13 protein-coding genes are annotated in these 13298 nt (G+C 68.7%); all 13 read right to left on the reverse strand.

Translation table 11 applies throughout. The features are described from left to right. Positions 1 to 884: 884 nt before the first annotated feature. Entirely contained in the window at positions 885 to 1850 is a 966-nt protein-coding gene (locus ABFJ78_RS41275; protein ID WP_436393036.1) for a hypothetical protein, read from the reverse strand. Between the two features lie 85 nt (positions 1851 to 1935). Further along, entirely contained in the window at positions 1936 to 2520 is a 585-nt protein-coding gene (locus tag ABFJ78_RS41280) for a hypothetical protein (RefSeq protein ID WP_436392897.1), read from the reverse strand. 36 nt (positions 2521 to 2556) lie between these two features. Next, positions 2557 to 3822 carry an MCE family protein gene (locus tag ABFJ78_RS41285; protein WP_436392898.1) on the reverse strand — a complete coding sequence of 422 codons (1266 nt, stop codon included), beginning with the start codon at positions 3820 to 3822 and terminating at the stop codon, positions 2557 to 2559. Beyond that, entirely contained in the window at positions 3822 to 5009 is a 1188-nt protein-coding gene (locus tag ABFJ78_RS41290) for an MCE family protein (RefSeq protein ID WP_436392899.1), read from the reverse strand. Before ABFJ78_RS41290 ends, ABFJ78_RS41285 begins: the two co-directional genes overlap by 1 nt. Continuing rightward, positions 5006 to 6190, reverse strand: coding sequence for an MCE family protein (locus ABFJ78_RS41295; protein WP_436392900.1), 1185 nt, complete (start codon positions 6188 to 6190; stop codon positions 5006 to 5008). The genes ABFJ78_RS41290 and ABFJ78_RS41295 overlap by 4 nt, the downstream gene beginning before the upstream one ends. Continuing rightward, the gene (locus ABFJ78_RS41300; RefSeq protein WP_436392901.1) at positions 6187 to 7173 is read right to left on the reverse strand and encodes an MCE family protein; all 987 of its coding nucleotides are present in this window, start codon (positions 7171 to 7173) and stop codon (positions 6187 to 6189) included. The genes ABFJ78_RS41295 and ABFJ78_RS41300 overlap by 4 nt, the downstream gene beginning before the upstream one ends. Continuing rightward, on the reverse strand, positions 7170 to 8198 hold the full coding sequence (locus ABFJ78_RS41305; RefSeq protein WP_436392902.1) for an MCE family protein: 1029 nt from the start codon (positions 8196 to 8198) through the stop codon (positions 7170 to 7172). The genes ABFJ78_RS41300 and ABFJ78_RS41305 overlap by 4 nt, the downstream gene beginning before the upstream one ends. After that, the gene (locus ABFJ78_RS41310; RefSeq protein ID WP_436392903.1) at positions 8195 to 9532 is read right to left on the reverse strand and encodes an MCE family protein; all 1338 of its coding nucleotides are present in this window, start codon (positions 9530 to 9532) and stop codon (positions 8195 to 8197) included. The genes ABFJ78_RS41305 and ABFJ78_RS41310 overlap by 4 nt, the downstream gene beginning before the upstream one ends. Beyond that, positions 9529 to 10365 (reverse strand): MlaE family ABC transporter permease, encoded by an 837-nt coding sequence (locus tag ABFJ78_RS41315; protein ID WP_003060266.1) that lies wholly within the window; start codon positions 10363 to 10365, stop codon positions 9529 to 9531. The genes ABFJ78_RS41310 and ABFJ78_RS41315 overlap by 4 nt, the downstream gene beginning before the upstream one ends. 4 nt (positions 10366 to 10369) lie before the next feature. Beyond that, positions 10370 to 11122, reverse strand: a complete 753-nt coding sequence (locus ABFJ78_RS41320; RefSeq protein ID WP_086675527.1) for an MlaE family ABC transporter permease — start codon at positions 11120 to 11122, stop codon at positions 10370 to 10372. A 38-nt stretch (positions 11123 to 11160) separates the two neighbouring features. Then, positions 11161 to 12354 (reverse strand): ABC transporter ATP-binding protein, encoded by a 1194-nt coding sequence (locus tag ABFJ78_RS41325; RefSeq protein ID WP_436392904.1) that lies wholly within the window; start codon positions 12352 to 12354, stop codon positions 11161 to 11163. A 278-nt stretch (positions 12355 to 12632) separates the two neighbouring features. After that, a complete protein-coding gene (locus tag ABFJ78_RS41330) occupies positions 12633 to 12770 on the reverse strand; it encodes a hypothetical protein (protein WP_436392905.1) in 138 nt (45 codons plus the stop codon). Positions 12771 to 12878: 108 nt separating this feature from the next. Then, positions 12879 to 13265: a 50S ribosomal protein L7/L12 gene (rplL, locus tag ABFJ78_RS41335; RefSeq protein ID WP_436392906.1), complete on the reverse strand. Its 387-nt coding sequence runs from the start codon at positions 13263 to 13265 to the stop codon at positions 12879 to 12881. Between the last annotated feature and the right edge of the window lie 33 nt (positions 13266 to 13298).

Here is a 13298-nt window from a genome sequence, read left to right on the forward strand (position 1 = left end):
TCAAGGGTGCCGTGTGCCCACTATCCTAACTACCGGCTCCGGGCAGCCTGAAAGAGGGCAGCGCAAAGAGGCAGTCTAGCCCGAACGGCGCGGTCTGTCCAGGGGGCGCTCCCGATGGGGCCCAGCCTGCCTCGCGACGTCTTCAGGTATGCCTCCAGGCGAGCCGGTTGTCCCTCCCGCAAGGGCCGCCGGTTTCGCCGTTCGGGAGTAAGCGTGAACCCACCGGGCCCGAGAGTCAAGATGCCACACGGGGGTCCCGCCGGTTGGCGCAGCGTTGGAGAAGGTCAGCGGAGCGTGATCGGCCGAATAGTCTTCCAGTTACCCGCCGGTAGCGCCAGTAATAGGGGTTGGACCTGGGTTTTTCCCGCGTTCAGGGGTTCTGTTGAACTGTGTTCCAGGCCACTTCGGACGGGACCGGTTCCGCCGCCGGCGGCGTGTCGCGGGTGGTTTGCGTGATCGGCCCGAGGGGCGTTTTCCGGGGGTCGGCGTCGTCCCAGGCGTCACACGTGTCCCGGGGTTGCGACGGCCGCACAGGAGCGCCTCGGGAGCCTCAGACGTCACACGCGCCCGGTCGGCCCGTGAGCCCGCCGGAGCGGACCCGACGGTGGTCCGTTCGTCCGGTGGCTGGGCGCCGAGCCGCCGCGCGGTCTGCCCGGCGTCGCGGCGATGCCATGAAAGGGTCGTTCATGTCGTCTGACGAGGTGAACGACCCGTTCATGACGTGCGGGCGACCGGATCGGCCGCGCTGACCTGACTTTGCCGGGACCCTGACCTCGGAGGCCCTGAATGAGTCATTCAAGACATCCCCGGGCCGCGCAGGGGGCCGCTGCGGGCACGGAAACGGCCCGCGACCGATCGAGGAGGTCGCGGGCCGCTGCCGAGAGCTACTTCGTCGGCGACGGAGACGCCGGCGGCGCGGACGACGACGCCGGGGCCTGACTGGCCGCCGGCACCTTCGGCGCGTTGTACGTGTCCATGTCCGTGATCTTCCACTTGTCCCCCTGCAGCTGGGCGTTCAAGTGGAGCTGGGCGGTCCCGGCCGTCGTCTTCTTCGTGTCCGTGCGGGTCGAGGTCTGGTCGACGAAGACCATCACCTTCGCCAGGTCGCCGTTCAGCATGATCACCGCCGCGCGCGTCACCTTGCACGTCACGATCATCTTCTGCTCCGGCGCCAGCCGCTTCACCTCGCTCATCAGCGAGTTGTACTTGCTCTTGACGTCGTCGTTGGCGAGCAGGTCGTTCGCCGCGTCCTCGGTCTTCTTGATGTTGTTGAAGTCGTACGAGAACAGCGCCTCGGCCGCCTTCGACACCGCGTCCTTGACCTGCGCGGTCTTCGCGACGTCGAGCAGGGCCGTGTTGCTCGTGGCCGAGGAGACCTTGACCTCCTCGGACTTGAACCAGTACGCCAGCCCGCCCAGGACCAGCGCCACCAGCACCAGTGCGCCCGCGACCACGTACGGCTTCTGGACCCGCGAAGCCGCCGCGGGCTCGGCCGGTTCGTCCGACGCGACCGGGACCTCGGACTCCTCCGTCGGCTTCGCGATGCCCGTGTCGCGCTTCTTCCGCCGCGGGGCCGGCTTCGCCGGGGCCTCTTCAGGCTCGCCGGTGAGCGCGTCGACCTGCGGCTCCTCCTCGGTGCCGACCGCCGCGAGCACCTGTGTGTCCTCGGCCGACGGTGCCGTGTCGAGCTGCCCGCTGTCGGCTTCGAAGGCCTCCGAGGCGGGCTTGGCGGCCGGGCGCGGCGCCGGACGGGGTGCCGGGCGCGGCCGCGGCTTGGCCGGGACGGCGGGGAGCTGACCGGTCCGCTCCGCGGCGGACTCGTCCGCCGGCGGTTTGCGCAGGCCGGCCACGCGCGGCCGGCGCGACGGCGGGGTGCTGCTGCTGCGAGGCGGCTGGCGGCGGGACGGGGGCACAACAAGCTCCTTAAAGGTGACGCTACTGGCCGGCCGCGACGAGCGGGACGCTGTCGATGCCGGACAGCTTCCACTCGTCGCCGACGCGGGTCATCGACACCTCGAGGCGCAGCGGCTTCGCGCTGCTCTTGTCGCCCTGGGTGACGGTCGTGGCGATGGCGGCGAGGAAGCTGGCCTTGCCTTCGTGGTCGTCCAGCTCCTCGACGGCGATGTCCTGGACGTCGGTGACGACCTTCGTCTTGGCGTCGGCGAGCGCCTTGCGGAACGTCGGCGCCGACTGGTCGATCTGCTGCGACATCTTGTCGTCCGACACCGCCTTCTGCCGGGCGAAGAACCCGTCGAGGTCCTGGTAGTCGACCTCGGTGTAGGCCTTCAGCGCGTTGGTGCCCGCCTTGACGACGGCCTCGCGCGAAGCCGCCAGGTCGGCGTTGTCGTCGTTCGCGGCCACCCACCACTGGACGCCGAAGATCGCCGCCGCGATCAGCGCGGCCAGCGCCAGCGCCGCGGCGCCGAGCACCAGGATCCGCGACGGGTCCCGGTCAGGGGCCGCCGGAGCACCGGCGGGCTCCTCGTCCACCGCCACGGCGGCCGGCTCGTCCGAACTCATAGCACTCCAGGGTAGGTAACGGTCATCAAATCCACGTCAGGCGAGCCCGAGCAGCGAACCCAGGCTGTTCAGGCTGACGCCGGGGCTGCCGACGATGCCCGGCACGCCCCGGGTGTCGCGCTCGTCGGCCAGCTCCTCCGCCGGCCGGTTCGCGTTGGCCGAAACGTCGGCGTCGGACGGCGCGACCGGCACCCCGCCGTACGGCGCGTTCTGCGCGCCGCGGACGTTGATCGGGCTGCCCTTCGGCTCGGCACAGTACGCGTCTTCCTTCGCCGGCTTCGCCGAGAGGTCATTGCCGCTGCGGTACTGCGAGTACGGCAGGTACCCCTTGGTGCACGACGGCGGGTTGAACAGGTTGAGCACCAGGCCGAGGTGCGCGGTGCCGTCGCCGGGCGCCACGCTGCTCGCCGCGCCGGCCAGCGCCGGGTAGGTGACCAGGCCCTGCTCGATGCCGTCGAGCCGGGTCACGGTCAGGTTGGCCGTGGTCAGCAGGTTCGCCGTCAGCGCGCCCAGGCCGGGGCCGGACTCCCGCAGCACCTGGCTGATCTGCGTCGCCACCTGCGGCGTGATGCCGATGAGCTTGCGCAGGTCGCCGTCGGAGTTCTTCAGGGTGCCGGTCAGCTCGTTGAGGCTCTTGCTGAACGACGCGAAGTTCGCCGCCTCGTCGTTCTGCGTGTCCAGGACCTTGCCGCCCTGGTCGAGCAGCTGGATCGTCTGCGGCAGGTACTCCTGCGCGGTCGTGGTGAAGCTGCGCGCGGTGTCCAGCAGCTGCTGCAGGTCGCCGCCGGTGCCGCGGAAGGCGTCGTAGGACTCGTCGACGACCGTGCGCAGCGAGTCGACCGGGACCGACGCCGCCAGCGAGTCCAGGTCGCCGATCAGCCGGTCGGTGCTGACCGGGGTGGTCGTCTTCGACGCCGGGATGACCGAGCCCGCCGCGAGGTACGGGCCCTGGTCGGCCTTCGGCTTGAGGTCGACGTACTGCTCGCCGACCGCCGAGCGGTTGGCGACGACGGCGTCGAGGTCGGCCGGCACCCGCGGCGCCGACGGGTCGATGTTCAGGTCGGCTTCGAGCCCGGTCGGGGTCAGCCGCATCTCGCCGACCCGGCCGATGTTGTAGCCGCGGTAGGTGACTTCGGCGTTGGTGAAGATGCCGCCCGACTCGTTGAGCTGCAGCTTCACCGTGTAGCCGTCGTTGCCGAACACGCTGCCGAGCCCGGCGAACCGGATCAGCGCGTACACGATCGCGACGATCGAAATGACCGCGAAGGCGATCAGCTGGATCTTCGTCCGGCGGATCAGCATCAGCCCGCACCTCCCGACAGCAGCCCGAAGAGATTGCCGAGGCCCGGCTGCGCCTGCCCGGACTGCGCGGACCCGCTCTCGCCCGGGATCGGCAGCGGCGGGTTGCCCGACGCGCCTTCGGTCCCACCGGTCAGGCCCTTCAAGGGGAGCACCCCGGAGAGGGCGTTCTGCCGGCTGTTGCCCAGGTTCTCGACGACGGTCTTCAGGTTCAGGTCCACCTTCGCGAACAGGTTGAAGTAGTCGCCCTTGACGTCGTTGACGGCCTGGTCGCTGAAGGGGAACGTCAGCAGGATCTGCAGGGCCTTCGGCAGGTCGTTGCCCGCTTCGCCGAGCTTCTGCAGCGTCGGCGTCAGCGCCTTCAGGTCGGCGACGAGGTCCTTCTGCGACCGGTTCACCGTGTCGGTGGCGACGCCGGAGAGGTTGTCCAGCGCCTGCAGCATCGTGACCAGCTGGCCGCGCTGCTGCTCGAGCACGCCGAGGCCCGGCCCGAGGTTGTCGACCGCGCCGACCAGCTTGTCCTTCTGGTCGTTCAGGGTCGAGGAGAGCCGGTTCAGCCCGTCGATGGCCCGGGTGATGTTGCGCGACTGCTGGTCGAGGTTCGTGACCAGCTGGTTCGCGTTGTCCAGCAGCGCCTTGATGTCCGGCTCGCGGCCGGAGGTGGCGTTGTTGAGCTCCTTGGTGATGGTGTTGAGCTGGTCGACGCCACCGCCGTTGAGCAGCAGCGACAGCGCGCCGAGCAGCTCTTCGACCTCGACGCTGCGGTTCGTCCGGGCCAGCGGGATGGTCGCGTTGTCGGCGAGCTTGCCCTGGGCCTGGTCGTCGCCGGGCGAGGCCAGCTCGACGTACTTCTCGCCGAGCAGGCTCGACTGCTTGACGTTGGCGAGCGCGTTGGCCGGCAGCTTGACGTCGCCGTTGACCTTGAGCGTCACCAGCGCGTGCCAGCCGTCCTTGGTGAGGCCGACGTTCTCGACCCGGCCGACCGGCACCTCGTTCACCTTGACCCCGGCCTGCGGGGTCAGGTCGAGCACGTCCCGGAACTCGACGTTCACCGTGTACGGGTGGTCGCCGAGGTCGGCGCCACCGGGCAGCGGCAGGTCGTAGATGCCGTTGAACGCGCAGCCGGACAGCGTCAGCGCGGACACCGAAGACACCACTGTGAGCGCGCCGACCTTCAGGAGCTTCTTCACTGGCCACCTCCGTAGAGCTGCCCCGCGATGGGCAGCGGGAGCGGCGGCAGCTGACCGGACTGCAGGGCCTGCACGGTCTGCGCCACGGACGGCAGCGGGATCGCCTTGTCGACCACGCCGGCGATGCTCTCGCAGGCGTTGCCGAGCACGTCGGGGATGCTGTTGGTGCCGACCTGCTTGAGCAGCCGGCAGATCATCACCAGCGGCGGCTGGGTCAGCTCGTTGAGGTTCGGCCGGGCGTCGAGCGTGCCGGACGCGCCGTTGTAGGTGTTGACCAGGTTGCTCAGGCCGACCGGCGCGACGTCCAGGATCTCGGCGAGCGAGCTGCGCTGGTCGACGAGCACCTTGGTGACCCCGGCCAGCTTGTCCACATTGGACTTGAGCCGGTCGTGGTTCTGGTCGATGAACGCCTGCACCGCGGTGAGCGTGGTGCCCAGCTGCTGCACGGTCGCGGCCAGGTTGTCCTTTTCGGACGCCAGGTAGCCGCTGACGTCGGCGAGCTGGCTCTCGAAGGTGCGGACCTGCTTGTCGGAGTCGGCGAGCGTCTGCGAGAACTTGCCGAGGTTCTCCACGGTGGAGAACAGGTCGTCCTTGTTGCCGGCCAGCGTCCCGGCCGCCTGGCCGAGCTTGGTGATCGTGTCGTGCAGGGCCTGGCCGTTGCCGTCGACGTTGGCCGCCGCGGTGTTCAGCAGGTTCGACAGCGACCCTTCCTTGTTGGCGCCGTTCGGGCCGAGGGTCTCGCTGACCCGGGCCAGGCTGGCGGCCAGCTGGTCGACCTCGAGGGGCACCTCGGTGCGATCGAGGCCGATGACCGCGCCGTCGGAGATCCGCGGGCCGCCGGTGTAGGCCGGGGCGAGCTGGACGTAGCGGTCGGACACCAGCGACGGCGCCACGATGAGCGCCTTGGCGTCGGCCGGGACGGCGACCGAGCGGTCGTACTCGAAGTCGACCTTCACCTGGTTGCCCATCGGCGTGATCTTGGTGACCGTGCCCATGTCGACGCCGAGCATCCGCACGCTGTTGCCCTCGTACAGGCCGACGGCGCCGGCGAAGTACGCGGTCAGGTGGTTGCGGCCGGCGTCCTTGAGGGTCCACCAGATCCCGCCGGCGACGACGAGCGCGAGGACGATCGCGATGGTGAAGCCCCGGGTGAGAGCCTGGCCGAAGCGGGTGTCACTCATTTCGTGTAGCACCCCTCTTCGTTGATCGGGCCGAACGACGGCAGCAGCAGGCCGCAGATGTAGTTGTCGAACCAGCGCCCGTTGCCGATGGTGTTGGTGAAGACGCGGATGAACGGCGCGAACTTCTTGATGCCCTCGGCCAGCGAGTCCTGGTTGCGCTGCAGCATCGAGGTCAGCTGGTCCAGCGACGTGAGCACCGGGTCGAGCTGCTTGTCGTTGTCGTCGATCAGGCCCTGCAGCTGCGTCGCGAGCTCGCGGGAGCCGTTGAGCAGCGACGTGATCGCGTCTTCGCGCTTCGACAGCTCGTCGAGCAGCTTGTTGCCGTCGGTGAGCAGTTTCTGCACCTCGGCGTCGCGGTCGACCAGCGTCTGCGACACCTCGCGGGTGTTGGCCAGCAGGTTGGACAGCTGCTCGTCGCGCGAGGCGATCGTGTCCGAGAGCTTCGAGAGCCCGGACAGCGCGCCCTTCACGTCCTCCGGCGTGTTCGCGAAGGTCTGCGAGATCGTGTCGAAGCTCTGCGCCAGCTGCTTGGTGTCGATGTTGTCGACCGTCTGCGAGAGCCCGCGGAACGCGTCGAGCACGTCGTAGGGGGCCATCGTGCGGTCGCGCGGGATCGCGGTGCCCGGGTTCAGCGAGCCCTGGCCCTGCGGGTCCAGCGACAGGTACTTCTGGCCGAGCAGCGTCTTGATCTTGATCGCGGCGCTGGTGCGGTCTCCGAGCCAGGCGTCCTTGACCTTGAACGACACCTTGACCGACGCGCCGTCGAGCTCGATGTCGCTGACCTTGCCGACCTTGACCCCGGCGATCCGGACGTCGTTGTCCTTCTGCAGCCCGGAGGCTTCGCTGAACTCGGCGGAGTACGTGGTGCCGCCGCCGATCACCGGCAGGTCGTCGGAGTTCAGCGCGGCGATGAAGCCGAGCGCGAGGACGGCGATGCCGACCAGCGCGATCGGGACGGGGTTGCGCTTCTGGAAGGACTTCATCCCGAGCACCTCGACCGGTTGGCCGGGATCAGGGGCAGCTCCACCGGCGGAATCAAAGGTGGCAAGCTGACCGTCCCGGAGAACTCGCAGGCGTAGAAGTTGAACCAGGAGCCGTAGTCCGCGGTGCGGGTCAGCGTGCTCACCTTGGTCGGCAGGAACTGGATGAAGTGCTCCAGCTCCGGCTCGTTCTTGTTGAGCTGGTCCGTGAGGGTGCCGAGGGCGCTGATGTCGTTCTTCAGCGGCTCCCGGACCTCGCCCAGCAGGCCGGACGTCGTTTCGGCCAGGTTGCCGAGGCTCTCGATCGCGTCACCGATCGGCTTGCGGTCGGCGGCGAGGCCGGAGGTCAGCTGCTGCAGCTTGACGATCAGGTCGTTGAGCTGCGGCGTGTGCGCGTTGACCGTGTCGAGCACCGAGTTGAGGTTGTCGATGACCTCGCCGATCACCTGGTCCTTGTCGGCGATCGTGGTGGCCAGCGACGCCGTGTGCGACAGCAGGCTTTCCACCGTCCCGCCCTCGCCCTGCAGGACCTGGATGACCTCGTAGGACAGCTTGTTGACGTCGTCCGGGTTGAGCGCGGTGAACAGCGGCTTGAAGCCGTTGAACAGCTCGGTCAGGTCCAGCGCCGGCGTGGTGCGGTCCAGCGGGATGGTGCCGCCGGGCTGCAGCGTCTTGCCGCCGCTGTTCTCGCCCTCGCCGAGGGAGACGTAGCGCTGGCCGACCAGGTTGCGGAACTTGATCTGCGCGGTCACGCCGGCGGGCAGCGTCCGGCCGGCGTCGACCTCGAACTCGACCTCGGCCTGGCGCTTGTCGACGATCTTGACGTCCTTGACCTGCCCGACCCGGACGCCGGCGATGCGGACGTCGTCGTTGGGCAGCAGCAGCGTCGCGTCGGTGAAGCGCGCCTTGTAGGCGTTGGTGCTGGTGGTGTTGATGTTGGCGATGCTGATCCCGAGGATCGTCGTGAACAGCACGGTGACGACCACGAAGATGCCGAGCTTGATCAGCGGCGCGAGCAGGCCCCTCACTTGACCGTCACCTCCGCGCCCCGGTACAGCGGCCCGACGAGCAGCGCGCTCCAGCTGGGGACGTCCGCCGAGTTCATGCCGAGCTGCGGGCCGAGCAGGTCGGCCAGGAAGCCCTGCTCCGCGGTCGAGTACGCAAGTTGATCAGCGCTGTCGCCGCCTCCGCTGCCGCCACCGGCCGCGTCCGCCTTGAACTTCGCCGGGTTGAGGCCCTCACCGACGGTCTTCGGGGCGGCCTGGTGTTTCGTGCCGTCCTTGAACGCGCCGTCCGGCGGCTCCGACGGGAACGGCTTCGGGATGTCCTTCATGTCGTAGCACCGCGGGCCGCGCTTGTCCTCGAACCGCGGCTCCTCCTTGCCCGCTTCGTACGGCGCGCGCGGCACGATGATCTCGATCGTCGCGTGCAGGCCGGGCTTGCCGGTGCCCTTGCCCAGCGCCTGGTCGATCAGCGGCACGTTGTCGGCCATCTGGGAGATCACGCAGGGGTACTCCGGCGCGTACTTCGCCAGCAGCTCGGCCGTCGGCCGGGCGGTGTCGGCGAGGGAGATGATGTTCTCCTTGTTGTTCTGCAGGAACGTCTGCAGGTCGACCGAGGCGGTCGTCAGGCTGCCGTAGAGGTTCGACAGGTTCTGCCGCTCGTCGACCACGGTCCGGGTCGTCGTGCTCAGGTTGTCGAGGCTCTGCACCAGGTCCGGCGCGGCGTCCTTGAGGTGGTCGGAGAACTCCGCGAGCGCCTTGAGGTTGTGCTGCAGCTCCGGCTCGTGCGGGTTCAGCTCGCCGATGTAGGTGCCCAGCTGCGACAGCGTGTCGCCGAGCTGGTCGCCGCGGCCGGACAGCGCCGTCGAGATCGCGGTCAGCGTCGCCGACAGCTTCTGCGGCTGGACCGCCTGCAGCACCGGCATCAGGTGGGAGAACGCCTGCTCCAGCTCGACCGCGCCCGACGTGCGGTCCTGCGGGATGACGTCGCCGTTGGACAGGGTCTTCGACGACGGGTCCTTGGGGATCTCCAGCGAGACGAACCGCTCGCCGAAGAGCGTCTTCGGCAGGAAGCGCGCCGAGACGTTCTCCGGGATCAGCTTCGCCGACTCCGGCTGGAGCGCCAGCGTGAGCTCGGCGCCCTTGTCGGTGGCGACGATGTCCTGGACGGACCCGACGATCAGCCCGCGCACCTTGACGTCGGACTGCTTGATCAGCTGGTTGCCGATCTTGTCGGCCTGCAGCTTGACCGTGACGACCGGCGTGAACGCCTTGTCGTAGAGCGCGATGGACAGCGCCACCCCGCCGACCATCACGGCGATGAGCAGCAGGCCGAGCAGCCTGCGTCGGAGCACCCTCATCCCGCGATCCTTACCGTGACGTCGGTTCCCCAGATGGCGAACCCGATGAAGAAGTTCATGATCGACACCGTGACGATGGAGAGGCGCACGGCCTTGCCGACCGCGACGCCGACGCCGGCCGGGCCGCCGGTCGCGCGGTAGCCGAAGTAGCAGTGCGACAGGATGATCAGGACGCTGAACAGCAGCACCTTGATGAACGAATACAGCACGTCCTGCGGTGGTAAGAACAGGTCGAAGTAGTGGTCGTAAGTACCGGCTGACTGGTTGTAGATGTAGATGACGACCAATCGTGACGCGAGGTACGAGCTCAGCAGGCCGATGATGTAGAGCGGGATGACCGCGACGAACCCGGCGATGATCCGCGTCGTCACCAGGTACGGCAGGCTCGGCACGCCCATGACTTCCAGCGCGTCGATCTCCTCGGAGATCCGCATCGCGCCCAGCTGCGCGGTGAAGCCGGCGCCGACCGTGGCGCTCAGGGCGAGCCCGGCGACCAGCGGCGCGATCTCGCGGGTGTTGAAGAACGCCGTCAGGAAGCCGGTGAAGGCCGACGTTCCGATCGAGTTCAGCGCCGAGTAGCCCTGGAGGCCGACGAGGACACCGGTGAACAGCGTCAGGCCGACCATCACGCCGACCGTGCCGCCGATGACCGCCAGCGAGCCGGACCCGAAGCTGACCTCGGCGAGCAGCCGGAGGACCTCCTTCGTGTAGCGGCGCAGCGTCCGCGGCGTCCACAGCAGCGCCCGGCCGTAGAACGACATCTGGTCACCCAAGGTGTCCAGCGTCTGGAGGGGTCGGTTGGCGACGCGTTTCGCGCCCTGGAGGAACGTCATGGCGCTAGTCCAGCTTTCCGGGCACGATCTGCAGGTAGATCAGGGTGATCACGAAGTTCACGACGAAGAGCATGAGGAACGTGATGACCACCGACTGGTTCACCGCGTCCCCGACGCCCTTCGGGCCGCCGGAGGGGTTCAGGCCCCGGTAGGACGCGACGACGGCGGCGATGAACCCGAAGATCAGCGCCTTGAGCTCGCCGACCCAGAGGTCGGGCAGCTGCGCGAGGGCCGAGAAGCTCGCCAGGTACGCACCCGGCGTCCCGCCCTGCAGCACGACGTTGAAGAAGTAGCCGCCCAGCACGCCGATGACGCTGACCATGCCGTTGAGCAGCAGCGCGACCAGCATCATCGCGAGCGTGCGCGGCACGATCAGCCGCTGCACCGCGGAGACACCGAGCACCTCCATCGCGGCGATCTCTTCGCGGATGGTCCGGGCGCCGATGTCGGCGCAGACGGCCGAGCCGCCCGCGCCCGCCACCAGCAGCGCGGTGACCAGCGGGCTGGCCTGCTGCACGGTGGCGAGCACGGAGCCCGCGCCGGTGTAGGACTGCGCGCCCAGCTGGCGGGCGAGCGAACCGAACTGCAGCGAGATGACCGCGCCGAACGGGATCGCCACCAGGGCCGTCGGCAGGATGGTCACGCTCGCGATGAACCACGACTGCTGGATGAACTCCCGCAGCTGGAACGGGCGCTGGAACAGGCCGCGGATGATGTCCAGGCCGAGAGCGAACAGGTTCCCGGTCTCGCGGAGCATGCCGATCCCGGGGATCTTCGCCTGTGATGCGGGAGAGCTCACCGGCCACCTGGCCCGTTGCTCGGTGGCATCCGGTGCGTGCCGGGTCTCGGCGGCTGGCCGCCGGGGATGCGCGCGACCTGGTCGGCGGGCAGCTGGCCGTGGTGCTGGTTCGGGACGCCGTCACCCTGCCGGGCGCCCGCCGGGACCTGCTGCTGTTGCTGCTGCTGGGCGTGCGCGACCTGCCGCGGGCTGACGCCGTAGTGGCGCTGCTCCTCGGGGCTCAGGGAGGCGATGATGCTCTGCTGCGCGGCGTCCGGCAGCCGGTGCATGATCTCCATGACCCGGTCCTTGCGGCGGACCGCGCCCATCCGCGTCGGCACGCCCGGCGTCGGCTGCATCTGCGGCGGCACCCCGCTGACGTCCTCGACCCCGCCGGCGTGGTGCCCGGCGTCGAACATCGCCTGCTCGGCCGCCATCTGGGCGCTGTCCTTCTCCTCGGACATGCCGATCGGGCCCTGCATCTTGCCGTTGAGGAACTGCTTGACGACCGGCTCTTCGCTGGTCAGCAGCACCTCGCGCGGGCCGAACATGACCAGTTCCTTGCGGAAGAGCATGCCCAGGTTGTCCGGGACCGTGCGGGCCAGGTTGATGTTGTGCGTAACGATCAGGAACGTCGCGTCGATCTGCGCGTTGACGTCGAGGAACAGCTGGGAGATGTAGGTGGTGCGGACCGGGTCGAGGCCCGAGTCCGGCTCGTCGACCAGGATGATCTCCGGGTCCAGCACCAGGGCGCGGGCGAGGCCGGCGCGCTTGCGCATACCGCCGGAGATCTCGCCCGGGAGCTTCTTGTCGGCGCCGTTCAGACCGGTCATGTCGAGCTTCTCGAGGACGATCCGGCGGATTTCCGTCTCGGACTTCTTCGTGTGCTCGCGCAGCGGGAAGGCGACGTTGTCGTAGAGGTTCATCGAGCCGAACAGCGCGCCGTCCTGGAAGAGGACGCCGAAGAGCTTCCGGATCTCGTAGAGCTTGTGCTCGGAGCAGGTGACGATGTCGACACCGTTGATCACGCACCGGCCGCGGTCGGGCTTGAGCAGCCCGATCATCGACTTGAGGAACACCGACTTGCCGGTTCCCGACGGTCCGAGCATCGCCGAAACCTCGCCCGGAGGCAGGGTCAGCGTGACGTCCCGCCAGATGGCCTGCTTACCGAAGGACTTGGTCAGGCCTTCGATGACCACCTCGGCACCCATCGCACCTCCAGGAGCTGTTCCGCGTCATTGCGCCCGCTGCCACACCCATGCCGGCGGCGGGTGCGGGCCTGGCGCCCCAAGAACCCGCGTCAACCAGGTGCAACGAGCTGAGTGCGAACAGGTTACTCACCAGTTTTCTTTCCTGGCCAGCCCTGGTTCCATCGTCACCCCGCCGTGATCGGCAACGGGAGGCACGGTAGCCCATTCGGGGCAATGACGCAGATCTTCCGATCCCCAGACCCGCGATTTAGGGACCCGGGGCCAATCGGACAGCGCTCCTAGGGGATCAGCGTGAAAGCGGCGACGACCAGCAGGAACAGCACGGGCGCGACGACGGCGGCCAGGGAGAGCGTGAGCTGGGGCTTGCGGTCGGTGAGCTGCTGCGCGAGGAGCTCGACGTGCTCGGGGTCGGTCATGGTCATCGAGTCGTTCGCGGGCCCCTCCGCGCAACAACCGGTCAAAACGGAAAAGGGCGGACACCCGTGGGTGCCCGCCCTTTCGCGGTGGCGCTTACGCGCCGTGAATCACTTGATGGAGATCTTGGCGCCCGCGGCCTCGAGCTTCTCCTTGGCGGCCTCGGCGGCCTCCTTGTCGACCTTCTCCAGGAGGGCCTTGGGAGCGGCCTCGACCAGCTCCTTGGCCTCCTTCAGGCCCAGACCGGAGACGACCTCGCGGACGACCTTGATGACCTGGATCTTCTTGTCGCCGGCGCCCTCGAGGACGACGTCGAACTCGTCCTGCTCCTCGGCGGCGGCGGCCGGGGCGGCACCCGGGGCGGCAGCGGCGACGGCGACCGGCGCGGCGGCGGTCACGTCGAAGACCTCTTCGAACTCCTTCACGAACTCGGAGAGCTCGAGGAGGGTGAGCTCCTTGAAGGCGTCGATCAGCTCGGCGGTGCTCAGCTTCGCCATGATGGCTTCCTCTCAGAAAAACGAACTAGACGT

It is taken from the genome of Amycolatopsis sp. MEPSY49 (genome assembly GCF_051337345.1).
Classification (GTDB): Bacteria; Actinomycetota; Actinomycetes; order Mycobacteriales; family Pseudonocardiaceae; genus Amycolatopsis.

What these genes read in the sequence shown, in the direction of transcription:
- ABFJ78_RS41310 (WP_436392903.1), bottom strand. Translation starts at nt 9,532, where the DNA reads ATGAGGGTGCTCCGACGCAGGCTGCTCGGCCTGCTGCTCATCGCCGTG.
- ABFJ78_RS41320 (WP_086675527.1), bottom strand. Translation starts at nt 11,122, where the DNA reads ATGCTCCGCGAGACCGGGAACCTGTTCGCTCTCGGCCTGGACATCATC.
- ABFJ78_RS41280 (WP_436392897.1), bottom strand. Translation starts at nt 2,520, where the DNA reads ATGAGTTCGGACGAGCCGGCCGCCGTGGCGGTGGACGAGGAGCCCGCC.
- ABFJ78_RS41285 (WP_436392898.1), bottom strand. Translation starts at nt 3,822, where the DNA reads ATGCTGATCCGCCGGACGAAGATCCAGCTGATCGCCTTCGCGGTCATT.
- rplL (WP_436392906.1), bottom strand. Translation starts at nt 13,265, where the DNA reads ATGGCGAAGCTGAGCACCGCCGAGCTGATCGACGCCTTCAAGGAGCTC.
- ABFJ78_RS41295 (WP_436392900.1), bottom strand. Translation starts at nt 6,190, where the DNA reads ATGAGTGACACCCGCTTCGGCCAGGCTCTCACCCGGGGCTTCACCATC.
- ABFJ78_RS41330 (WP_436392905.1), bottom strand. Translation starts at nt 12,770, where the DNA reads ATGACCGACCCCGAGCACGTCGAGCTCCTCGCGCAGCAGCTCACCGAC.
- ABFJ78_RS41315 (WP_003060266.1), bottom strand. Translation starts at nt 10,365, where the DNA reads ATGACGTTCCTCCAGGGCGCGAAACGCGTCGCCAACCGACCCCTCCAG.
- ABFJ78_RS41325 (WP_436392904.1), bottom strand. Translation starts at nt 12,354, where the DNA reads ATGGGTGCCGAGGTGGTCATCGAAGGCCTGACCAAGTCCTTCGGTAAG.
- ABFJ78_RS41300 (WP_436392901.1), bottom strand. Translation starts at nt 7,173, where the DNA reads ATGAAGTCCTTCCAGAAGCGCAACCCCGTCCCGATCGCGCTGGTCGGC.